This window comes from Streptomyces sp. SCSIO 30461, assembly GCF_037023745.1.
Lineage (GTDB): Bacteria > Actinomycetota > Actinomycetes > Streptomycetales > Streptomycetaceae > Streptomyces.
Genome location: NZ_CP146101.1, coordinates 6533941 through 6557196, shown reverse-complemented (window position 1 = coordinate 6557196; position 23256 = coordinate 6533941). Strand labels below are relative to the sequence as shown.

The window sequence follows — 23256 nt, the reverse complement described above, 5'->3', positions numbered from 1 at the left end:
ATCGCTCATCGGGCCTCTGTATTGCCTCGGCTCAGTGCTTAGGCGATAGGGGGCCCGATCGCGTGAAGCACTGCCTTCACAAATTCCTGCGATTGTGAACCACGGCAGTTTGGAAGGCAGGTTCTTCGTGATTTCGACCGCCATTCGACTGGCGCGAGTAGGCAGCCGGTCAGAGCTGACCGCGGCAGTACTCATGCCGCTCGGCTATCTCTGCGTGCTGGGCGCCGCGCTGATCCCGAACCTCTGGATGTTCGCCGTTTCCACGGTCGTGACCTACGCGGCCGACTGGTATCTGCACCAGCGCGGCAGCTACCTGGTCAACCGACTGAGCAAGGTCAGGGCGGGTCTGCCGATCCGCTTCCTGCTCCGCGAACTGCTGCTGATCCTGCTGCTCGCCCGTCTGGGCCTCGCCGAGCAGCCGCTGTTCTACGCCGCGGTCGCCTGCTTCCTGCTCTTCTACGGCCTTCAGGCCCCGCAGGGCGCGCTGACCACCCTGATCCGACTGCGCAGGACCATGCCGGTCGTCACGCGCAATGTCGACCTGCACGCCGTACGCATCCCCGACGCCCCGCCGCGCGCCCTGCTGCGCCGCTCCGGCGAGAAGATGCTGCACCTGGACATCCCGGCCATGGCTTGCGTGATCATCGCCGCCGCCACCGGCAACGACCTCGTCGGATACGTCGGTGTCGCGGTCACCATCGGCCTCGGGCTGGTCTATACCGCCGCCCTCGTGCCCTACCTGCGCCGCGGTCGCCGGGTGCCGTCGTCGGCCGCCGTGCTCAAGGCCGTGCAGAAGTGGCTGGGCGAGTACCAGCCCACCGTCGCGCTGTACTTCTCCGGCTCGAACGAGTCCGCCTACCAGGTCAACATGTGGCTGGAGGCCATGGAACAACTGGAGGGCAGGCCGATCATCATCATGCGCGAGCGGGGTCTCGTCAGGAAGCTCAACGAGACCTCCGTGCCCGTGCTGTGCATCCCCGGCGGGCAGCACCTCATGGCGATGAACCTGGACACGATCCGCGTCACGCTCTACCCGGCCAACGTCGGCAAGAACATCCACATGCTGCGGGTGCCGACCATGAAGCACGTCTTCATCGGCCATGGCGACAGCGACAAGTTGGCCAGCGTCAACCCGTTCTCCAAGGTGTACGACGAGGTCTGGACCGCCGGACGGGCCGGCCGTGACCGCTACGCACTCGCCGACGTCGGTGTCCTCGACGAGGACATCGTCGAGGTGGGACGTCCGCAGCTCGCGCCCATCGAGACGGCCGCCGACAGGAACACGACCGGGGCCACCACCAGGAACCCCATCCCCACCATCCTCTACGCCCCCACCTGGGAAGGCTGGGACAACAACCCCGGCAACACCTCCCTGCTGCTCGCCGGAGAGAACATCGTCCGTCGGCTGCTGGAGGCAGCGCAGCCGGTGCGCCTCATCTACAAACCGCACCCGTTCACCGGCATCCGCAACAAGAAGGCCCTGGCCATCCACCAGCGGATCACGGCGATGGTGAGGAACGCCGCGGCCGAACGTGCCACCGACCCCCGGTGGGCGAAGGACGCCACCGCCGCGCAACCGGCTCAGGCCACCGCCCGCGCCGAGCTGGCCCGGATCGAAGCCCGCCTCGCCGAGCTGGCCAAGCCCGGCCGCGCGGGGGGCGACGAGGCCGAGGTGTCACGGGTGTCCCTCGCCGACCCCCAGCGGCTGGCCGAGGTCAAGACACTGCGGGGGCAGTGGAACAATGCCTACTGGCGTACCACCGGCTGGTGGGAGCACCTGGTGGTGACCGGCTCCGAGCCCAAGCTCTACGACTGCTTCAACGAGTCCGACGGCATGGTCTCCGACATCTCCAGCGTCGTGTCCGACTTCATCGCGAGCGGCAAGCCGTACGCGGTGACGGACTCCGCCGGTCTGGGCGCCGACGAGTTCAAACGGCAGAACACCGCCGTGCGGGCCGCCGTCATACTCTCCAACAGCGCGGTGGAGCTCGACCAACTGCTGGCAGCCGTGTCCGCCCCGGCCGCCGACCCGCTGTCCGGTGCGCGAGCCGAGTTGAAGAAGTACCTGCTCGGTCCCGACGAGCCCACCTCCATCGAGCAGTTCGACGCCGCTGTCCAGGCACTGGCGGCCAAGGCCGAGGCGCGCAACACGGGTGTGGTACAGCGCATCGGCACCCAGGCCATCGGTGAACTCGACCGGGAGCCGGAGGTCGACAGCGGCGTGGAGAACGGCGTTTCTGCGAGCGGTGCCGAAGACAGCGCGAAGGACACCGAGGGTGCGGAGGTCACCGGCACTCTCACCGGCTGATCGCACCGCCACCGGCATGCGGCCCGTGAGTCCACCCCCGACCGGGGCCGACTCACGGGCCGCTCCGCGTGCCGACCGGTCCGGGCGGCGGGTGCTCGGCACGATGGGCGGATGGCCGACAGTCGCGCAGAGCCCGCCGCGGGGAGCGGGCGCGTCCCGTACAACGAGCCCGCTCTGTCTCCGGAGCCCGCACCGGACCCGGGGCAGGCTCTCCGCCCGGACTCCGACTCGGGTCCGGAGAGGGGTTCCCACCCCGATGTCAGCGTGGTCATCGCCGCCTATGAGGCGATGCCCTATCTGGTGAAGTGCCTCGATTCCGTCGAAGCCCAGACGCTGCCTCCGGAGCACATGGAGATCATCGCCGTGGACGACGGCTCGACCGACGGCACGGGCGCGTACCTCGATCGGTTCGCCGCCCGGACTCCGGTGCCCATGCGGGTGGTGCACCAGCCCAACTCCGGTGCTCCCGGCGGTCCGCGCAACCTCGGTCTGACCATGGCCCGCGGCCGGTACGTCTTCTTCCTCGACGCCGACGACTACCTGGGGCACGAGGCGCTCGCGGCCCTCGTCGCCATGGCCGACCTCGCGGGCACCGACGTGGTGGCCGGCAAGGTGGTCGGGGTCAACCGCGGAGTCGCCACGTCGATGTACACCCGGACCGTGCGGCGCGCCGACCTTTACACCTCCAACGTCAAGTACGCGTTGAGCGCGCAGAAGCTGTTCCGGCGCGAACTGCTCGTACGGCACGGCATCAGGTTCGACGAGTCCCTGCGCACCGGCGAGGACGCGCTGTTCACGATGGAGGCGTACCTGCGCGCCTCGGGAATCTCCGTAGTCGCCGACCGGGCCTGCTACTACCTCGTGGGGCGCGAGGACGGCAAACACCTCACCAAGACCGGCAGCTACACGTCCCGCTTCGACTCTGCGCGTGCCCTGATGGGGCTGATCGCCGCGCACCTGCCGCCCGGCCCTCGCCGCGACCAGCTGATGGTCAGGCCCTTCACGGTCACCCTGCTACCCCAGTTCGGCCCCGTGGTATTGCGACAGCCCGACGAGTATCTGCGGCACAAGATGGAACTGGCGGCCCCGCTGATGGCCGCCTACTGGACGCCTGGTGTGGCGCGCCGGCTCAGGGTCGAGCAGCGGCTGCGGCTCACGAGTGTGGCGCTGGGCCGTCCCGGCCCGCTCAGGGACGTGCTCGACTTCTGCCAGGAGGGGCGGCTGCCCGATGTGGTGCACCGCCGCGGCCGCATCTATCTGGCGTATCCGCACTTCGACACTCCGGCACCGCCGGGGCCGGGGATTCCACCTGCCGCCTACGAGATCACGGTGACCGAGCAGATCGGCGAGTTGCGGATCGAGCCGCGTCTGCCGCTGCTCAGACGGGCGGCACGGCGAGCGCGCCATCTGGCCGGTCGGATGGCGGACCGGGGCCCGGCACCCACAGCGGTCGACGGTGGGCGGTATGTCCATCGGTCGAAATGAGCGAGCACCGAGGTCACGCACTGGCATAGATTCGCCCTGTGACAGGTGCGAGGCAGTCAGGGGCGGCGGGGTCAGTGGTCAGGGAACACCGAAAGGGCGTGGCGGACGCCCGCAGGATCGTCGTCAAGGTCGGCTCGTCCTCACTCACCACCGCAGCGGGCGGCCTCGACGCGGACCGGGTGGACGCACTCGTCGATGTGCTGGCCAAGGCCCGCAGCGGCGGCGAGAAGGAGATCGTCCTGGTCTCCAGCGGTGCCATCGCGGCCGGACTCGCTCCCCTCGGACTGGCCCGGCGCCCCAAGGACCTCGCCCGCCAGCAGGCCGCCGCCAGTGTCGGCCAGGGCCTGCTCGTCGCCCGCTACACCGCCTCCTTCGCCCGCTATGGCGTGCGGGTCGGTCAGGTGCTCCTCACCACCGACGACACCAGCCGGCGCGCCCACTACCGCAACGCGTACCGCACCCTCGACCAGTTGCTGACCATGGGCGCGGTACCGGTCGTCAACGAGAACGACACCGTCGCCACGGACGAGATCCGTTTCGGTGACAACGACCGGCTCGCCGCCTTGGTCGCCCATCTCGTGCGCGCCGATCTGCTGGTGCTGCTCTCGGATGTGGACGGCCTCTACAACGGTGACCCCGGCAGGCCGGGCACCTCCAGGATCGAGGAGGTCCGGGGCCCCGCCGACTTGGAGGGTGTCTCGATCGGCTCGGCGGGCAAGGCGGGTGTCGGCACCGGGGGCATGGTCACCAAGGTCGAGGCGGCTCGGATCGCCGCAGCCGCGGGTGTGCCCGTGGTGCTCACTTCCGCCAGCCGGGCCGCGGACGCCCTCGCCGGGCGGGACACGGGCACCTGGTTCCACCGTACGGGGCGCCGCACCGCCGATCGGCTGCTGTGGCTCGCCCACGCCTCGACTCCGCGGGGATCGCTGACGCTTGACGCCGGGGCCGTACGGGCGATCGTCGAAGGAAGGAAGTCCCTGCTGCCGGCCGGCATCGCCGGGGTGGAGGGGGAGTTCACCGCGGGGGACCCGGTGGAACTGCGCGATGCCGAGGGCAGACCGGTGGCTCGCGGGCTCGTCAACTTCGACGCCAGGGAGATCCCGCAGCTCATCGGCCGCTCCACGCGGGAGCTCGCCAAGGAGCTGGGTCCGGGCTACGAGCGCGAGGTCATCCACCGTGACGATCTCGTCGTACTGACCCGCTGACCGCTGACCCGGGGTCGGAGCGGGCACCGGGGCGGTGCTCGCTCGGCCTCTCGGGATCGGCACAGGGCCGCATCGGAGCGAGTGCGGAACGGCGCATCGGAACGAGTGCGGAACGAAATGGGGAACGGGCTGCGAAACGGCTGAAACTCCCGCCCTCCGGCGGGGACGTTTACCAAAACCGCCACACGTGCGCCCCGGGACTGGTCAACTTTGTCCGGGGGACTTTGTCAGAGGGACTTCCGTCAGGGGGCAGGACGGGGCCCGGGAACGGCAACGGAGCAACAGGAGGTCGCCGGTGAGACGAGCGCGCCCAGGGGCGGCGCCCCGGGGGACAGGAGGCAGCGCGATCGCACGGACCCGCAGGGCGGTGGGGGAGCCGCGTGCCCTCACCAGCGTGGAGGCAGGCGCGGACTTCAACGAGCCGGGCTCCGCGGAGGCGCCCGAGGGCGATGGCGCGCTGTCCAGGCTCTGGCACATCACCTTGTGCGTCTCGGGCGCCGAGACCCCGCTCAAGGAGGTCAGGCGAGGTCTGGAGCAACTGGCCCATGACCATCCGTTCCTGCTGACCAGCCGCTATGCCAACGATCACGCCGAGATCCGCTACTGGGAAGAGGCCCGCGATCTGCACGATGCCGCTGCGGTGGCGCTGCGGCTGTGGGGCGAGCACCGTTCCAGTGCCAAGCTGCCGCCCTGGGAGATCGTCGGCCTGGAGGTCATCGACCGCGAGACGTACCACCAGCGCATCGCGGAGGGGTACGGCCCGCCACCCGCGGCCCCTGTCGGCGTCCACCCGTACTGAGGCTCCGCGGTCTCCGGGCCGCCGCCTCGGACTCCTGAACTCCGCACCGAGCCTGGGAGCGGGTCCGGGAAATCCGTGGCGGGCGACCGCATGGATCGGCCATCGGACCCGTCTTTCCCGGGCCGTGGACCGGCGCTGGGCCAGGGGTCCGTCTCGCAGTGCGGGATACGGTGCCGGATGTCCGCGGCAGGCGCATTACCCTGCGGGCATGACCTCGCTCTCCCCGTACGACGACATGTCCCCGGTCACCCAGGCCGCCTACCGGGCCCGCGCAGCCGCCGCAGAGATCGCGCCACTTCCGCGCGCGGTCAAGGACGATGCCCTGCTGGCGATTGCCGACGCCCTCGAGGTGCGTACCGCGGAGATCGTGGAGGCCAACGCCGAGGACATCGCCCGCGCCCGCGAGGCGGGGACCAGCGAGGCCATCATCGACCGGCTCACCCTGACGCCTGAGCGGGTCCGTGCCATCGCGGCGGACGTCCGTGACGTGGCCGCGCTGCCGGACCCCGTCGGTGAGGTCGTACGCGGGTCCACGCTGCCCAACGGCATCGATCTGAGGCAGGTCCGTGTTCCCCTCGGTGTCGTCGGCATCATCTACGAGGCCCGTCCGAACGTGACCGTTGACGCGGCTGCGCTCTGCCTGAAGTCCGGGAACGCGGTGCTGCTGCGAGGCTCCTCCTCCGCCTACGCGTCGAACACCGCGCTGGTGCGAGTGCTGCGCGACGCCGTCGGCGGAGCAGGGCTGCCCGCCGACGCGGTGCAGCTCGTCCCTGGTGAGAGCCGTGATTCCGTCCGTGAGCTGATGCGCGCCCGCGGCCTGGTGGATGTGCTCATCCCGCGCGGCGGCGCCTCCCTCATCAGGACCGTCGTGGAGGAGTCCACGGTGCCGGTCATCGAGACGGGCACCGGCAACTGCCACGTCTATGTCGACGCCGAGACCGATCTCGACATGGCGGTCGACATCCTCATCAACTCCAAGGCGCACCGGGTCAGCGTCTGCAACGCCGCCGAGACCCTGCTGGTGCACCAGGACATCGCCGCCGCCTTCCTGCCCCGCGCCCTGGACGCCCTCGCCGAGGCCGGGGTCACCGTCCACGCCGACGAGCGGACCTCGGAGTACGCCAAGGGCACCAAGGCCACCGTCGTCCCCGCGACGCCGGAGGACTGGGAGACCGAATACCTCTCCCACGACATCGCCGCCGCGGTGGTCGACTCTCTGGACAAGGCCGTCGAGCACATCCGGCTCTGGTCGTCCGGTCACACCGAGGCCATCGTCACCACCTCCCAGGCCGCGGCCCGCAGGTTCACCCAATTGGTCGACTCCACGACCGTGGCTGTGAACGCGTCCACCCGATTCACGGACGGTGGTCAGTTCGGCTTCGGCGCCGAGATCGGGATCTCCACGCAGAAGCTGCACGCCCGCGGCCCGATGGGGCTTCCCGAGCTCACCTCGACGAAGTACATCGTCACCGGTGACGGTCACACCAGGTGATGCCGACGTGATCGCAGGGTGGTGAGGGAGTGCGGGCACTTCCCCGCACTCCCTGCCCAAATCCCCCGGCCCGGTCTACGCTGATGGCGTGCCGGACGACGTGGGGGGCAGGCCGTTTCCGGACGGCTGGGAGCCCGACGACGACCGCGGAGGCGCGGATGAGGACTTCGCCTCCGTGGCGTTCGACGAGGACTTCGTCCGGGCCGCCCTCTTCCATGAGCTCTCCGCGGCCGAGCGCCTGATTGCCGCCGCCCAAGCACGCGCAGAAGCCGAGGCCGCGCGGGCGCGTGCGGGCGGAGGGTCTGCTGACGACGAGTTCTACGACGATGGTTACGGCCCGGGCGGTGCGTACGGCCACGCCCGCCTGTACGACGCCTACGACGACCGCGGACTGCAGGACCTGGACCCCTACGGCCCGCACGGCGGCGCACTGCGCCCCTACCGCGGCACCGCGCACTGGCACCGCCCCGTCGCATGGGTGCTCGCGCTGGTGATGGGGATCGGCATGGTCGCTCTCGCCTTTGGCGCCGTCTACCGGGGCGCGTCAGGCAATCGGCAGGACAGTGTCCCTCAGCCCGCCACCACCGGCGTCGACCGGCCATCGGCGATACCCGACCCGGACGATCGGATGCCATCCCCCGTCTCTGTCGTCCCTCAGATTCCCTGAGGCTCGGGCGTCGACTCAGCAGACCCCAAAGGGAACACTTGTCCGAACTTGTCGATCGGCTCCGCGTTTACGTTCGACCCTCCAGACCTACCCTGAAGATATGGCAGGGCGTGGAGACCCACCTGAGGGGAATCCCGAGGGGCTCCCCGGCGGAGGCGACGACGAATACGGATCCGTCGTGTTCGACGAATCGTTCGTCCGTGCTGCCCGCCTTCAGGAGTACTCCGCCCGGGAGCGGATGGGCGACCACGCCAGGGCCGTCCGCAGCCGTCCCGGCTGGCGGATGTGGACCGGGGCCAAGCAGGTGGTCCTCCTGCTGCTGCTGATAGCCGTGGCCTTCGGCACCGCGATCTACATGGGCGTCCGCCATCCCTACCAGCCCACCCCCTCCCAGCCCGCAGAGCCGCTGCGGAGCATGGTGATACCCCTGGCCCCGCTAGGCACCGTGCCCGGTGGAGACCCCGCCCAGCTGTACGCGCGCAGCCCCGCCGCCCAGTACCGCTCGGGAGCCGCCGGAATCACCCTTCCGGCGGTGGAGCGCACCGGCAATTTCTCCCAAAGCCAGGTCATGACCGCGCTGACCATAGCCAAGGACTACCTGGTGAAGTCCTCGCTCGACCCCGCCGTTCTGGGCGGCAGCTCCACGCGACCGGTACGGGTGCTGCTCGACCCGGACCAGATCGAGCAGTTCGACCGCTCCGTGGACGCCCCCGTCAACGACGGCCGCCACGCGGCGACCGGCTGGCTGGTGCGCTTCGACCCCGCGAAGGCCGCACTCGCCGACCCCGAGATACGGGTCCATGGCACCCTCAGGGTCACCGACGCCGGTTCCAACGCGCTTGAGGTCGCCTCGGACCACACCTTCACCTACGCGCTCCGCCCGGCTGACACCGGCCCGCGCGTGAATGACTCCTCCCTCTTCACCGTCCGCCGTGAACTGCGCTTCCGCTTCGACCTCGAAGATCTGCGCACCCACCGGGCGGAGCTGCTCTCCAGCTACACCCAGGCCGGCCCGATGGCCTGCTCCGCCGATCCTTCCGGCGCCCTGGACCCGCTGCTGGCAGGTCGGCGTGCGAACGGTACGGGCCCTGCCGCCACCGACCCCTACCAGACCGGGCGTGCCACCGCCGCCTTCTGCGGCTCACTCGCCCCGGGCGCCCAGCCCACCGCGCCGCCTACCACCTGACATGTCCGGGGGACCCCTCCCCACATCACGGCTGCGGTCTCCGTACCTCCAGCGGCCCCGCCAGGGCGAAGGACCTCGCCTTCCCCGGCTTCCCGCTTCCCACGGACCCTCAGGAGCTCCAGTCTCCGGCGAGCCCGGTGTCCGGGCGTTCCCGGCCGGTCTCAGTCCCTGCCGCCCTCCTCGTCCGCCCGGCGTTCGCCGCTCTGACCGCCCGTGCCGCCCGCGCCCGTGAACTTGTCCCGCAGCCGGCCGCCGAGGTCGCCCGCGCCCCCGGCTATGTCTCCGACCAGCTTCATCAGAGGGTCCTTGCTCGTCCGCACCGAACCCGCGTAGTGCGCGGCCGACTCGCGGATGGAGTCCGTGACGGACGTGTCCTTGTCCTCGGTGCGGCGCGGGTAGTGGCCGTCGAGGATCCGCTGGTAGTCACGGCTCTCGGCCCATTTCTTCAGCTCCGCGGCACGCACCGTGGTGAAGGGGTGGGAGCGCGGAAGCAGGTTGAGTATCTTGAGCACCGAGTCGCGCAGGTCCCCGCCCGCCTCGTACTCCTCCGCCTGCTCCAGGAACGCGTCGACGTTCATCTCGTGCAGGTGGTTACCGCCGGCGATCTTCATCAAGCCCCGCATCGACGCCTGGAGATCCTGGCCCACCAGCAGTCCCGCACGGTCCGCCGAGAGCTCCGACTTCCGGAACCACTCGCGCAGCGCCGTGACTATCGCCATGATCGCGACATTGCCGAGCGGTATCCACGCCACCTTGAGCGCCAGATTGGTGAGGAAGAGGAGTATCGTCCGGTACACCGCATGGCCGGACAGGGCGTGTCCCACCTCGTGGCCGATGACGGCCCGCATCTCCTCCTCGTCGAGCAACTCCACCAGGCCGGTCGTGACGACGATGATCGGCTCGTCGAGGCCGATGCACATCGCGTTGGGCTTCGGATCCTGCGTGACGTACATCGGCGGGACCTTCTCCAGGTCCAGGATGTAGCAGGCGTCGCGGAGCATGTCGTTGAGGTGGGCGAACTGGGCGTCGCCGACCCGTACGGAGTCGGACAGGAAGAGCAGCCGGAGGCTTCTCTCCGGCAGCAGCCCGCTCAGGGCCTTGAATACCGTGTCGAAGCCGCTGAGCTTGCGCAGCGCGACCAGCGCCGAGCGGTCCGCCGGATGCTCGTAAGCCCGGGAGGAGATTCCGGGGAAGCGACGGCGTTGCCTGCTCGGCACTTTCTCGCTGCCGGAATTGCTGTCGGTCATCGTATGCCCCCTGTTCCTAGCCAGCCGTTCCCACCAGTGGTGGCGGTCCGTCCCAGGCCCCGCCCCTCTGGCAGACCCCAGACTAGGGTCTGCGGTCGCGATGTCGCCGGGCCTGTGGACAACCCCGGTTGCCCCAACGACTGAGTCGGCGTGAGCGTGCCCGCACCCGGCGCATACGATGTGCGCGAAGTCTCCGGTCCGACTCCCCGATCGATAGGTCCTGTAGAAGATGAGCCTCGCCAGCACCGCCGCCAGCCTGGTCACTCTCGCCGAGGGTGCAGAGCACGGTGGCAACCACGAAAGCCTCAGCCCCTACCTCACCGGCTTCGGGGCATTCGGCGCCCTGCTGCTGCTGCTGTGGATCACCACCCGCTTCAACCGCGACCGCTGATACGGGGCCGGACGGCCGTGCCAGTAGGCTCTGCACGCATGGGTATGGGAAAACAGGAACTGCCCACGAGGGGCGGCAAGCGCCGACTCGGCGTCATGGGCGGGACATTCGACCCGATCCATCACGGCCACTTGGTGGCGGCCAGTGAAGTGGCCGCCCTCTTCCACCTCGACGAGGTGGTGTTCGTGCCCACCGGACAGCCGTGGCAGAAGAGCCACAAGGCGGTTTCCCCTGCCGAGGACCGGTATCTGATGACGGTCATCGCCACGGCGTCCAACCCCCAGTTCTCGGTGAGCCGTATCGACATCGACCGCGGTGGTCCGACCTACACCATCGACACCCTGCGAGATCTGCGCGCGCTCAACAGCGACGCGGACCTCTTCTTCATCACCGGTGCGGACGCGCTCGCCCAGATCCTCACCTGGCGGGACGCCGAAGAGCTCTTCGCGCTCGCCCACTTCATCGGTGTCACGCGGCCAGGCCACGATCTGACGGATGACGGACTGCCCGAGGGCGGCGTCTCGCTCGTCGAGGTTCCGGCACTCGCCATCTCCTCCACCGATTGCCGGGCGAGGGTCGCGGAGGGGGATCCGGTCTGGTATCTGGTGCCGGACGGTGTGGTGCGGTACATCGACAAGCGCCAGTTGTACCGCGGCGAGTGAGCCACGGAGAGGGGCAGCGGTGAACGACCAGCACAACCCGTACGACCCGTACTACTCACAGCAGCCGCACATCATCGGCTACGACGAGTACGGGCAGCCGGTCTACCAGCAGCCCCAGCACTCCCCGCAGCCCCGCGGGTACGACCCGTACGGACAGCAGCAGTATCCGGAGCAGGCCCAGCAGCCGGGTCACGGCCACACCCACGCGTACGGACACGGAAGCGACCCTTACACACAGCAGCACGGCCAGGACTCGTACAGCCAGGAGGCCCATAGCCAGGGGGCCTACGGCCAGGACTCGTACGGCTGGCAGGGCGCCCCGCAACCGAGCGCCACCGGGAACGTCCCCGAGCCGGGGCCCGCTCATGGGTACGACGGCGGGCAGGACGGCCAGACGGACCGCGTCGACAGCGACCGGTACGACGCCTACGGCGCTCCCGACCCGCGTCACGAGCCCGACCGGACCGCCCACGTACCAGGTCAGCGCCGCCCCACCGACGACGGGGGCTTTGGTGCCGAGCAGCGCGAGTACCGCACCGAGCAGTTCTCGTTCATCGAGGAGCCTGACGAGGACTCCGAAGATGTGATCGACTGGCTCAAGTTCACCGAGAGCCGTTCCGAACGGCGCGAGGAAGCCAAGCGGCGGGGGCGCAACAGAGGGGTGGCTCTCGTCGTCGTTCTGGCTCTCGCGCTCATCGGCGGCGTGGGATACCTCTGGTCCGCGGGCAAGCTGCCCGGCGCCGGCGGCCCCGATGGCTCCGAGACCGCCGCGTCGGGCCCGCAGAAGCGCGACGTCATCGTGCTCCACCTGCACAACACCAAGAAGGGCGGTACCTCCACCGCCCTGCTCGTCGACAACGAGACCACCAAGCAGGGCACCACCGTCCTGCTTCCGAACTCTCTCGCGGTCGCGGACGACGAGGGCGCCGGTACCACCCTCGGCAAGTCCGTCGACGACGACGGCTCCGCCGGCACCCGCGAGTCGATCGGTAACCTGCTCGGCACCGAGATCACCGGTACCTGGCGGCTCGACACCCCCTATCTGGAGAACTTGGTCGAGCTCGTCGGCGGCGTCGACATCACCACCGACACCGAGGTGCCCGGGGCCAAGGAGGGCGAGCAGCCGCTGGTCGAGAAGGGCGAGAACCAGACCCTCAACGGCAGGATGGCCGTGGGCTACGCCACCTACCGCGGCAGCGGTGAGACCGAGGCGGCCCAGCTCCAGCGCTTCGGCCAGGTCATGTACGGAGTGCTGCGGAAGCTCTCCAGCGACCCCCAGGCCGCCACGGTGACCATCGAGACCCTCGCGCAGATCCTCGACCCGTCACTGCCCGAGAAGGACCTGGGAGCCTCGCTCGCCACACTGTCGGAGTACGCCAAGGGCGGTGACTACAAGACCGCGCTGCTACCGGTCCGGCAGGACGGGACACTCAGCGAGGAAGCCGGCGACCGAGTCGTCAAGGACGTCCTGGGCGGCAAGGTCAGTGCCCCCGAGCAGGGTGCGGCGGTGCGGGTGGGTGTCCGAAACGCGACCGGCGACGCCGACGCCGCCGAGGCGGCCCGGATCGTCCTGGTCAACGGCGGTTACTCCTTCGTGGACGCGGGCAAGTCGGACGCCGTCCCGTCCTCGCAGGTCTTGTACGCGGACGAGGCAGGCAAGCCCAAGGCCGTGGAAGTCGCCAAGACGCTCGGGCTGCCTGAGAAGGCCGTCAAGAAGGGCAAGGCCGCATCGAACGCGGATGTCACAGTGGTGCTCGGCGGCGACTACGAGGTCCCGAAGTAGCAGGGCGGCTCCTCGGGCTCAGAGGAGGGGAGCCAGGTGCCGCGGAGCGCCGAATCAATCACCGCGTGGACTGTCGGCGGTCCGTGAGATCCTTGGAGGGTCTTGACCGCCGACGAAAGCCTGCTTGTGACCGCCACGGACCGCTCCATGGAGCTCGTCAACGCCGCCGCCCAGGCGGCGGCCGACCGGCTCGCGCACGACATCATCGCGTACGACGTCAGTGACGTCCTCTCGATCACCGACGCCTTCCTGCTTGCCTCCGCGCCCAACGACCGTCAGGTCAAATCGATCGTGGACGAGATCGAGGAGCGGCTCCTCAAGGAACTCGGCGCCAAGCCGGTGCGCCGTGAGGGCGACCGCGACGCACGTTGGATCCTCCTCGACTATGTCGACATCGTCGTGCATGTCCAGCACAGCGAGGAGCGGGTCTTCTACGCCCTGGAGCGGCTGTGGAAGGACTGCCCCGAGCTGCCGCTGCCCGAGGACGCGCTGAAGACCCGCGGCAAGGGCGCAGAGCACGCCCGTCTCATGGGGGACGGCGTCGAAACGGATGGTGAGCTGAGCTGAGTGCCACGGACCAGGGCAGGGGCAGGGAACGCCGCATCGTTCTGTGGCGGCACGGCCAGACGGCCTGGAACCTTGAGCGCCGCTTCCAGGGGTCGACGGACATCGAGCTGACGGAGACCGGCGTCGGTCAGGCCCGCCGTGCCGCCCGCCTGCTCGCTTCGCTCAGACCCGACGTGATCATCGCGTCGGATCTGAAACGGGCGGCTGCCACGGCCGGCCAGCTCGCCGCCCTCACCGGCCACGACATCATCCTCGACCCGGCCCTGCGCGAGACCTACGCGGGTGTGTGGCAGGGGCTCACCCATGACGAGATCGTGGCCCGGTACGGCGAGGAGTACGCCGCCTGGAAGCGAGGCGAGCCCGTCCGCCGCGGCGGTGGCGAGCTCGAGACCGAGGTCGCCGACCGCGCCGCGCCCCTGGTGCTGGACCACGCCGACAAGCTGCCGGACGGCGGCACGCTCGTCGTGGTCAGCCACGGTGGCACGATCCGAACCACCATCGGTCGGCTGCTGGGCCTTGAGGCGCACCACTGGGAGAGCCTCGGGGGGCTGTCCAACTGCTGCTGGTCCGTGCTCGGTGAAGGCGCGCGCGGTTGGCGCCTGCTGGAGCACAACGCGGGCACGCTTCCCGAGCCGGTGCTCGGGGACGACGACTGAGCGGGACGCCATCTGCCACAGGTCCACTGCGGACCAACGGGCCGCTGCCGACCGCCGGGCCACCAGGGCCCGCCGGGTCACCGACTGGCCGCCAGCTCCGTCTCACGCCGCCGGACCGGCCGGATTTCACTTTCCGGCTGGTCACAGGCTAAAGTTCTTCTTGTTCGCAGCGCGGAGCACGAAACGCGAGGCGCAAGGAACGCAAGGGGCTATAGCTCAGTTGGTAGAGCGCTTGCATGGCATGCAAGAGGTCAGGAGTTCAATTCTCCTTAGCTCCACAATCTCGCACATCGATCCCGTCTCCCTTGTGGAGGCGGGTTTTCGTGCTTCGCCGCCCGACCGCTGCCTCCCCGGTCGGCGCGGCCTCCTCGGCTCTCCCAGGTCTCCGTCAGTTCTCGTGCCGCGTGGCGGCGCCATGGCAGAATCGGGACGGCCGGAGGAGACGACGGCCGGAACGGGAGGAGGGGCGATGCCCGGTGGCAGCCTCGAGGAGGGCGATGATCGGCTCGCCTCTGTGGAGGCCCGTGCTCACCTCAGTTGCCCCTCGTGTGGTTCGTCCCAGGTCGCCCAAGTGCTCGGCGGCAACGGAGGTATTTCGTACGTGTGCACCGCTTGCGGCCACAGCTGGAGCTGAATGATGGGTGCACACAGGCGGAAGTGCGACTGGTGTGGCAGCGGTACACCGATCGTCCGTGACATGGATCCGGTCAACCCCGACTACCAGTACTGGTGCGAAGAGTGCGCGCGGGCGTTGATCATAAAAGGCGATCCCATCGAGACATATCGGGAGCTTGAGGGCGAACCGATCTACGGTCGACTGCTGGATGAGCACTGCGCCCTCAAGAGGTTCTACTCGTTCGCGAGGGCCTGAACGGTCCGGATGGCGCCCTGTTGACCACTCGTCGAGGCTTGCAAAGCAGGCATATCGGGTTAAAGGTTTGGGTGCCGGAAACGATTTGCTGAACCACCGGGGTGACCGTGTAATGTTCTCTCTGTCGCCGCGAGGGAAACCGAAGGCCGACACACAACAAGGGGCTATAGCTCAGTTGGTAGAGCGCTTGCATGGCATGCAAGAGGTCAGGAGTTCAATTCTCCTTAGCTCCACATCGGCTCGTTGAGAGCAGACGAAGAGGGCCATCCGATCCGGATGGCCCTCTTCGTCTGTCCCGTGTCCCCTCAGCCCCGGCCGCTGCCAAGCGCCTTGCGTCCGGAACCGGAACTCGGCAGCTCCGGGCGCTGCTTCTGGCGCCTCTCCGCAGGCGCCTGCTCAAGCCGGATCGCGAGTGCCGGGCAGCGCCGTACGACACGCTGTGCCCGGCCCCGCAGATGCATCGGCACCGCGGCCTCGGCCACCGTGGGGAAGCCGTCGGGGCCCATGCGGATCAGCTCGGGCACGATCTCGGCACAGATGCCGTGCCCCTTGCACAGTGTCCAGTCGATGGCGAGCTTCTCCCCGCTCGGGATCGACTCCTCCGCCTCCTCGTATCCGGGCAGGGGCAGGGGCAGCACACCGGTCGTCTCACGGCCGCAGCCGCCGTGCAGGACGTGCGCCGCCAGATCGTCCGTGAACGCGGACAGGGTCGACGCGAAGAAGCGCGCGGAGCCGTCCGGGTGCTTGCACGCCCCGCGGCCCTTCACGGCCTGTGTGACCTCTCTCAGAGCCTCCAGGGCGGCCGGTCCGCCTCCGTTGATGACATCGGAGAGGCCACCGGCCGCCGCGGGCAGGCCCAACTTGCAGGGACCGCACTGGCCGGCCGTCTCGGCCGCCAACCAGTTCGCCACCCGCTGCGCCTCGCCGAGTGGACAGGTCTCGGGGCCGATCGGCAGGATCGCGCCCGCGCCGAGCGCACCGCCCACGTTGGCCAGCGACTCACGCGAGATCACCGCGTCGTGCGTGGCGGCGGCATCGATCCAGTTGCCGTGGTAACCACCGGTCAGCACACCCTGGGGGACCGGCGGAGCACCCGCGAGCTGAAGCACATAACGCAGCGGTACACCGGTCGGCACCTCCAGCACCATGGGGCGCGCGACAGCCCCGGACACCGTCAGCATCACTGTGCCCGGTTCGCTCTCCAGGCCGGAGTGGCAGTAGCGGCGGGCGCCGACGCGGGCCGCCACCGCCAACTGTGCGAAGGTCTCCGCGTTCGACAGCAGCGTCGGCGCGCCGCCGACACCGGACTCGGCGGCGCGCTCACGCCTGCCAGGGGGCAGCGCGGGGCCGCCGTTGATCGCCCGGATGATCGCCGAGGCCTCGCCGGAGACCATGCGCTCGGGGTTGCGCTGCACCCGCGCGCGCAGCGTCTGGCCGCGCCGGTCCGACAGCCCCCGCTCAGCGAGCGCGGCACGCATCGAGACCTCGGTGGAGTTGCGCGTCACCGCCACGACCAGGGTCCGGGCGCCCAGTGCCTCTGCGGCGAGCAGGGCCCCGTCCAGGATCAGGTGGGGCGCCCGGTTGACCATCACCGTGTCCTTGCGGCACGCCGGCTCGTCCTCACTGGCGTTGATCACCACGACTGGCCGTACGCCCCGCCGGATGGCTGCTTTGGCCACGGCCCGCAGCTTCTGGTGAAACGGGAAACCCGCGCCGCCGCGGCCGCGCAGGGATATGTTCTCGGCCAGCTGAGCCAGCCGCTCCCCGGTCATGGGCTCGAGCGGACCATGCACCTTCAGGTGCATCTGGAGGTCGAGGCGCTCGACCAGGTCGAAGCCCTGCGTCAGTTGGGGGAGGCCGACGACACGGACTTCGGGGACATCGGGGAGAGGGGCGTTCACGGTCGATCTCCTGCGGGTGTGTTCCAGGGCTCCCCGGCCGTGGGCGGATACAGCGGGCCGGGGGCTTGTTGCGTGTCGTCCAGCGACGGTCGGGGCGCGGTCGGGTCGGCGTAGCCGCCGCTTCCGTAGGCGGCAGCGGCGCCATAGGGGTCGGTGTACTGCGGCGTGGCGCCCGTCTCGTACGCCGGGATGCTTCCTGTGTCATACGCGGGCACACCGCCACTGCCGTAGGCCGGGATGCCGCCGGTGTCGTGGGCGGGCGTCGAGCCGGTGCCGTACGAGGGCATGGCGCCCGTGTCGTACGCCGGCACGGATCCGGTGCCGTACCCCGGCACCGATCCGGTGTCGTACGCGGGTATCGAGCCGGTGTCGTAAGGAGCGGTTCCGGCCGTGTCGTAGCGGGTCGCGGGGGCCGGTGGGGCGAAGGCCTGACCGGGCGGCGGCGGGGAGGGTGTCGGCCATGACTCGGGCCGGAGGGCCGACTCGTCGACGACGGGCAGTTCCTCGGTCATCGGGACCCGCTCGGCGAAGGGGACACCGCCGGACGGCACCACCGGCATGCTGCCCGTGGTGCGGGCCGGTCCCTCGGCGGCCCGGGACACCGCGCGATAGGCGGCGGATATCCCGGTGCCGGGCCCTTCCGAGGGGAGCGGGCCACGCGATGAGGGGATGCCGCCCAGGAAGGACTCGGGGCCGCCGCCGTCGGCTGAAAGCGACGCCGACGGCGTCGCCTCGTACAGCGCGGGTGAGGGCGCGGGAATGCGCGGAGTGTCCTCGAGTGGCGGGGTGAGCGGCTGGCCGAGGGCGGCGGTGAGCGGCGACCCCAGGGGCTGAGCGGACGGCATCCCAAGCGGCTCGTCGGGACCCTCCGGGCGTCGACGCGTGAACTCGCGCTCGAACTCGGCCCCGCTCCCGGAGGTGCCGGGCAGCGGCGAGGTGGAGAGGTTGCGCAGGGATGCCTCGGTGGCTTCGGCCGCCGGTCGGTCTCCTCCCATCAGGCTCACGATGTGCTCCGCCACCTGGCGCTGGGTCTGGCGCGGCAGCAGCCGCAGGGAGACGACACCGACCACCCCGGCGAGCGCCAGGCAGTACATCGTGGTCACCCAGGTGGCGGCGGGGCGACCCGCGTAGAGGCCGTGCACGAGTGCGAAGCACCAGGCCGGGTAGGCCAGCATGTGCAGGGCACGCCAACGCGCCGCGAGCTGGACGTTTCCGGCGAGCGCGCTGCGCGCGGCTCCTGTGGACGCGGCGGCGATCATCAGCAGACCGGCGAGCGAACCGAAGCCGATGAGGGCGGACGTCCCGGTGACACCGAGACCGAACGGTATGAGCGCGCCTATCAGTGACACATGACCGAGCGAAACCTTGACGGCGGCATGAAGGAGCAGGAAACCGAGCGAGGCTGTCGCGGTGCCGCGGTGGAAGCCCTGGGCCAGTAGCCGCTGGCGCGTGTTGAGGAGCAGCCGGTCCGTGGCGAGGAGGCCCCAGGCGACCGAGGCGGACAGCGACACCAGCGAGAGGACACCGGAGGCGAAATCGAGCGCGGCGCGGAAGCTGTCGCTGCCGGTGACGGCGATCACGGGAAGGATGACAAGAGCGGCCACGATCAGTCCGCCCTGCACCTGGCGGCTGAGTCCCGGGTCTTGGCCGGGCGATGAGCGGATCTTGCTACGTGGGTTCATGGGGGCGACTCCGATGGTGCGGGAAAGCGGTCCCGTGGATCGCATGCTAGGTCGAGCCATACCAAGCAGTACGCACTTTGCTCGTTTAATGGTCAGTCCGACCGGCAACTGACTCTGGGGTTGCCCCGGAACAGGTCGATACGCCGAGTAACTCGAGGCCCGAAACCGCCCGCAAGTCGGCAGGAGCGTGGCCGGAATCACGTTTCCGGATGGCGAGATCGCGATCACTGCTGGTGTACAGGTGAACGCTGCGTGTCCGCGGCGGTCGATGCGCTCTCCTGGTGACCTCCACACCGGGTACGCACCCTGCGGTACCCTGACGCCATGCGTGCCGTACGCCGTCTGCTTAGCGGGCCGCGCTGACCAGTCCCGACCGGTGACTCTTCCGGTCGGAGTCGGCGCGGCGTCCCCTCCTGTGTGAGGGGTTCTTTTGTTTGTGGGCACAGCCCGTTCCGGGACCGCCGGCAGAGACGATCGATGGAGCTTTAAGGGATCATGACCGAGACCAACACGGGTGCCGCCGAGGTAGCCGCACCGCACCGCTATACGGCGGCCATGGCCGCCGATATCGAGGCACGCTGGCAGGACTTCTGGGACGCCGACGGCACGTACGAGGCGCCCAACCCGAGCGGGGACCTGGCCGGGGACACGGCCATCGCCGCCCGCCCCAAGAAGTTCATCATGGACATGTTCCCGTACCCCTCGGGTGCGGGTCTGCACGTCGGTCACCCGCTCGGTTACATCGCGACCGACGTCTACGCCCGCCACCAGCGGATGACCGGTCACAACGTCCTGCACACCCTGGGTTTCGACGCCTTCGGTCTGCCCGCCGAGCAGTACGCCGTCCAGACCGGCACGCACCCGCGGGTCTCCACCGAGGCCAACATCGAGAACATGAAGGCCCAGCTGCGCCGTCTGGGCCTGGGCCACGACAAGCGCCGGTCGTTCGCGACGATCGACCCGGACTACTACAAGTGGACCCAGTGGATCTTCACCCAGATCTTCGACTCCTGGTACGACCACGAGTCGAAGAAGGCTCGCCCGATCGCGGACCTGGTGGCGGAGTTCGAGAGCGGCGAGCGCACCACCCCGTCCGGAAGCCCCTGGAGCGAGCTGAGCGCCGTCGAGCGCGCCGAGGCCCTGGGCCAGTACCGCCTGGCGTACGCGTCGAACGCCCCAGTCAACTGGTGCCCCGGTCTCGGCACCGTCCTGGCCAATGAGGAAGTCACCGCCGACGGCCGCTCCGAACGCGGCAACTTCCCCGTGTTCAAGGCCAACCTGCGCCAATGGAACATGCGCATCACCGCCTACGCCGACCGGCTGCTGGACGATCTGGACGCGCTGGACTGGCCCGAGGCCATCAAGCTCCAGCAGCGCAACTGGATCGGCCGCAGTGAGGGGGCCCGCGTCGACTTCGCCGTCGAGGGACACGACGGCGAGCCGGTCACCGTCTTCACCACTCGGCCCGACACCCTGTTCGGCGCTACCTACATGGTGCTGGCGCCCGAGCACGGCCTGATCGACGCGATCCTGCCCGCCGAGTGGCCCCGAGACGTCCCGCAGGATGCCAGGGGGCTGTGGACCGGCGGCGCCGCGACGCCCTCCGAAGCTGTCGCCGCCTACCGCAAGCAGGCCCAGTCCAAGAGCGACGTCGAGCGGCAGACCGAACACAAGGACAAGACGGGTGTCTTCACCGGCGCGTACGCCCTGAACCCCGTCACGGGCAGCCGGATCCCGGTGTTCGTCGCCGACTACGTGCTGATGGGCTACGGCACCGGCGCCATCATGGCCGTCCCCGGCCAGGACGAGCGCGACTGGGAGTTCGCCGAGGCCTTCGGCCTGCCCATCATCCGGACCGTGCAGCCGCCGGACGGCTGGGAGGGCGAGGCCTTCACCGGTCAGGGCCCGGCCGTCAACTCCTCGAACGACGAGATCTCGCTGGACGGCCTGGACGTCAACGAGGCCAAGTCGAAGATCATCACCTGGCTGACCGATCGCGGTATCGGTGAGGGGACCATCAACTTCCGGCTGCGCGACTGGCTGTTCAGCCGCCAGCGCTACTGGGGCGAGCCCTTCCCCATCGTCTATGACGAGGACGGGGTGGCGCATGCGCTGCCCGAGTCGATGCTGCCCCTGGAACTGCCCGAGGTCGACGACTACGCACCGCGGACGTTCGAGCCCGACGACGCCGACACCCAGCCTGAGACCCCGCTGTCGCGGAACGGGGAATGGGTTGATGTCGAGCTGGACCTGGGCCGGGGCGACGGGGCCAGGCGCTACCGCCGCGAGACCAACACGATGCCCAACTGGGCCGGTTCCTGCTGGTACGAGCTGCGCTACCTGGACCCGCACAACGAGCAGCAGCTGGTCGACCCCGCGATCGAGCAGTATTGGATGGGCCCACGCGAAGGTCAGCCACACGGCGGCGTCGACCTGTACGTCGGCGGTGCCGAGCACGCCGTGCTGCACCTGCTGTACGCCCGCTTCTGGTCCAAGGTGCTGTTCGACCTGGGGCATGTCTCGTCCGTCGAGCCGTTCCACAAGCTGTTCAACCAGGGCATGATCCAGGCCTACGTCTACCGGGACAGCCGTGGCTTCCCGGTGGCGGCCGCGGAGGTCGAGGAGCGGGACGGGAAGTTCTTCTTCGCCGGCGAGCCGGTCAAGCGCGAGCTGGGCAAGATGGGCAAGTCCCTGAAGAACGCCGTCACCCCGGACGAGATCGCCGTTGAGTACGGCGCGGACACCCTGCGCCTGTACGAGATGGCGATGGGCCCGCTGGACGTCTCCCGGCCCTGGGACACGCGCGCCGTCGTCGGCCAGTACCGGCTGCTCCAGCGTCTGTGGCGCAATGTCGTGGACGAGGCGACAGGCGAGGTCACCGTCGTGGACGCCGAGCCCGACGAGGCGACGCTGCGCGCGCTGCACAAGGCGATCGACGGTGTCACCCAGGACATGGCCGCCCTGCGCTTCAACACCGCCATCGCCAAGATCACCGAGCTGAACAACCACCTGACCAAGGCGGGCGGCCCCGTGGCGCGGTCGGTCGCGGAGCGGCTGGTCCTGCTGGTCGCCCCGCTGGCCCCGCACATCGCGGAAGAGCTGTGGCACCGCCTGGGGCACAGCGAGTCCGTAGTCCACCAGGACTTCCCGGTCGCCGACCCGGCGTACGCGGTGGACGAGGCGGTCACCTGCGTGGTGCAGATCAAGGGCAAGGTCAAGGCGCGCATCGAGGTCCCGCCGTCGATCACCGACGCGGAGCTGGAAGCCCTGGCAATGGGGCATGAATCCGTGGTCGCGGCCCTGGACGGTGCCGGGATCCGCAAGGTGGTCGTGCGGGCTCCGAAACTGGTGAACATCGTCACCGCGTAGGACCGACTGGGTCCGCCAGGACCCTGGAGTTTCCCCTAAGGGCAGGTTGGGGGTTCCGATGGAACCCCTGGCCTGCCCGCTCCGTTTACCGTGGGAGTACGTACCGCATACGAACCGGAGGGCGTCTCGTGCTGGAAGTCATCGTCATCCTGGCGCTGCTCTTCGTCGCCTTCGTGGCGCTCGGGGTGTATGTGAGTGTGAAGGCGATCGGCGCGGCCAAGAGGGGCGTGGACCGCACCATCAGCCAGGCCAGGCGCACCGTGGAGGACACCACGCTGCGTGCGAGGAGCCTCGGGCAGGTCGGTGTGGCCGGTGAGCTGGCCCAGCTGCGGCTGCGCCTGCGCACTTCGATGAAGGCCACCCAGGACGCGCTGCATGCGGGCGCCGCCGAGGACGCCTCCCTGCAGGAGTCGATCGGGCTCTTCCAGAGGCTGAGCGCGCACGGGCATGAGCTGGACGACCAGCTTCGCCGACTGGAGCGGGAGCCGGACCGGAACCGGGTCACGCGGCAGCTGCCCGAGCTGCGCGAACGCGTGGAACGGATCACGGATTCGGCGGACTCGCTGCGCTGGGCCGCCAGGGATCGAGCTCAGGCGTTCGCCGCGGAGGATCTGGCCACGTTGAGCGCGCAGATCGACGTGGAGGCGGGTGCGCTGCGCGACTGGTCGCGGACGGAACCGGACTGGTCGGCTGTCGACCTGGCCGATACGACCGCGGCCGGGCCGCAGGCGTCCGTGCCCGGCTCGGGGGCGGCGCCACGCCAGGAACGCCAGGGACAGCAGGCCGGCCAGGCGGGTGCGGACGGCGGCGCACGTCCTCCACAGGCACTCACGGGACGGGATCCGAGGCAGCAGCCGTACTCATGGCAGAAGAGCCCGCGTCCGGAGGCGACGAACTGAGGACTGTCCGCACGAAGGGCCTGGGGTAGCGCTCTGGTGACAAACCCCGGCGCACAGCGCGACGCGCCCGCGCGCGGGCAGGGCCG

The 23256-nt window shown here is 69.6% G+C and carries 18 protein-coding genes and 2 tRNA genes; 17 read left to right on the top strand and 3 right to left on the bottom strand.

Annotation, left to right across the window (positions count from 1 at the left end):
- The first annotated feature begins 127 nt into the window (after positions 1-127).
- From V1460_RS29495 to V1460_RS29465, 7 genes are all read left to right on the top strand, one after another.
- Positions 128-2308, top strand: a complete 2181-nt coding sequence (locus V1460_RS29495; protein WP_338676640.1) for a hypothetical protein — start codon at positions 128-130, stop codon at positions 2306-2308.
- 288 nt (positions 2309-2596) lie between these two features.
- Complete coding sequence (locus tag V1460_RS29490; RefSeq protein ID WP_407077641.1) at positions 2597-3793, top strand: glycosyltransferase family 2 protein; 1197 nt, start codon at positions 2597-2599, stop codon at positions 3791-3793.
- A 98-nt stretch (positions 3794-3891) separates the two neighbouring features.
- Complete coding sequence (gene proB, locus V1460_RS29485; RefSeq protein WP_338676638.1) at positions 3892-4998, top strand: glutamate 5-kinase; 1107 nt, start codon at positions 3892-3894, stop codon at positions 4996-4998.
- A 295-nt stretch (positions 4999-5293) separates the two neighbouring features.
- A complete protein-coding gene (locus V1460_RS29480; RefSeq protein ID WP_338676637.1) occupies positions 5294-5797 on the top strand; it encodes a hypothetical protein in 504 nt (167 codons plus the stop codon).
- A gap of 208 nt (positions 5798-6005) precedes the next feature.
- Positions 6006-7289 (top strand): glutamate-5-semialdehyde dehydrogenase, encoded by a 1284-nt coding sequence (locus tag V1460_RS29475; protein WP_338676636.1) that lies wholly within the window; start codon positions 6006-6008, stop codon positions 7287-7289.
- 88 nt (positions 7290-7377) lie between these two features.
- Positions 7378-7956, top strand: a complete 579-nt coding sequence (locus V1460_RS29470) for a hypothetical protein (protein WP_338676635.1) — start codon at positions 7378-7380, stop codon at positions 7954-7956.
- A 100-nt stretch (positions 7957-8056) separates the two neighbouring features.
- Entirely contained in the window at positions 8057-9142 is a 1086-nt protein-coding gene (locus tag V1460_RS29465) for a hypothetical protein (RefSeq protein ID WP_338676634.1), read from the top strand.
- A 161-nt stretch (positions 9143-9303) separates the two neighbouring features.
- On the opposite strand, the gene V1460_RS29460 is transcribed toward V1460_RS29465, so the two are convergent.
- Complete coding sequence (locus V1460_RS29460; protein ID WP_338676633.1) at positions 9304-10389, bottom strand: M48 family metallopeptidase; 1086 nt, start codon at positions 10387-10389, stop codon at positions 9304-9306.
- Between the two features lie 229 nt (positions 10390-10618).
- On the opposite strand from V1460_RS29460, the gene V1460_RS29455 reads away from it, so the two are divergent.
- The 8 genes from V1460_RS29455 (at position 10619) to V1460_RS29420 (ending at position 15552) form a co-directional block, all read left to right on the top strand.
- A complete protein-coding gene (locus tag V1460_RS29455) occupies positions 10619-10780 on the top strand; it encodes a hypothetical protein (RefSeq protein ID WP_338676632.1) in 162 nt (53 codons plus the stop codon).
- A 44-nt stretch (positions 10781-10824) separates the two neighbouring features.
- Positions 10825-11442, top strand: a complete 618-nt coding sequence (gene nadD, locus V1460_RS29450) for a nicotinate-nucleotide adenylyltransferase (protein ID WP_338678259.1) — start codon at positions 10825-10827, stop codon at positions 11440-11442.
- Positions 11443-11461: 19 nt separating this feature from the next.
- Positions 11462-13225 carry a LytR C-terminal domain-containing protein gene (locus V1460_RS29445; protein WP_338676631.1) on the top strand — a complete coding sequence of 588 codons (1764 nt, stop codon included), beginning with the start codon at positions 11462-11464 and terminating at the stop codon, positions 13223-13225.
- A gap of 126 nt (positions 13226-13351) precedes the next feature.
- Positions 13352-13792 carry a ribosome silencing factor gene (gene rsfS, locus V1460_RS29440; RefSeq protein ID WP_338678258.1) on the top strand — a complete coding sequence of 147 codons (441 nt, stop codon included), beginning with the start codon at positions 13352-13354 and terminating at the stop codon, positions 13790-13792.
- Positions 13789-14448: a histidine phosphatase family protein gene (locus tag V1460_RS29435; protein WP_338678257.1), complete on the top strand. Its 660-nt coding sequence runs from the start codon at positions 13789-13791 to the stop codon at positions 14446-14448. The genes rsfS and V1460_RS29435 overlap by 4 nt, the downstream gene beginning before the upstream one ends.
- Before the next feature lie 205 nt (positions 14449-14653).
- Positions 14654-14726: transfer RNA gene (locus tag V1460_RS29430), tRNA-Ala, on the top strand.
- Positions 14727-15085: 359 nt separating this feature from the next.
- Positions 15086-15319, top strand: a complete 234-nt coding sequence (locus tag V1460_RS29425; RefSeq protein WP_338678256.1) for a hypothetical protein — start codon at positions 15086-15088, stop codon at positions 15317-15319.
- 160 nt (positions 15320-15479) lie between these two features.
- Positions 15480-15552: transfer RNA gene (locus V1460_RS29420), tRNA-Ala, on the top strand.
- Positions 15553-15624: 72 nt separating this feature from the next.
- On the opposite strand, the gene V1460_RS29415 is transcribed toward V1460_RS29420, so the two are convergent.
- The gene (locus tag V1460_RS29415; RefSeq protein ID WP_338676630.1) at positions 15625-17220 is read right to left on the bottom strand and encodes an NADH-ubiquinone oxidoreductase-F iron-sulfur binding region domain-containing protein; all 1596 of its coding nucleotides are present in this window, start codon (positions 17218-17220) and stop codon (positions 15625-15627) included.
- On the bottom strand, positions 17217-18902 hold the full coding sequence (locus V1460_RS29410) for a hypothetical protein (protein WP_338676629.1): 1686 nt from the start codon (positions 18900-18902) through the stop codon (positions 17217-17219). The genes V1460_RS29415 and V1460_RS29410 overlap by 4 nt, the downstream gene beginning before the upstream one ends.
- 495 nt (positions 18903-19397) lie before the next feature.
- Between V1460_RS29410 and leuS the strand changes: the two genes are divergently transcribed.
- Positions 19398-22271, top strand: coding sequence for a leucine--tRNA ligase (gene leuS, locus V1460_RS29405; RefSeq protein ID WP_338676628.1), 2874 nt, complete (start codon positions 19398-19400; stop codon positions 22269-22271).
- 128 nt (positions 22272-22399) lie between these two features.
- Positions 22400-23170, top strand: a complete 771-nt coding sequence (locus tag V1460_RS29400) for a hypothetical protein (protein WP_338676627.1) — start codon at positions 22400-22402, stop codon at positions 23168-23170.
- The last annotated feature ends 86 nt before the right edge of the window (positions 23171-23256 follow it).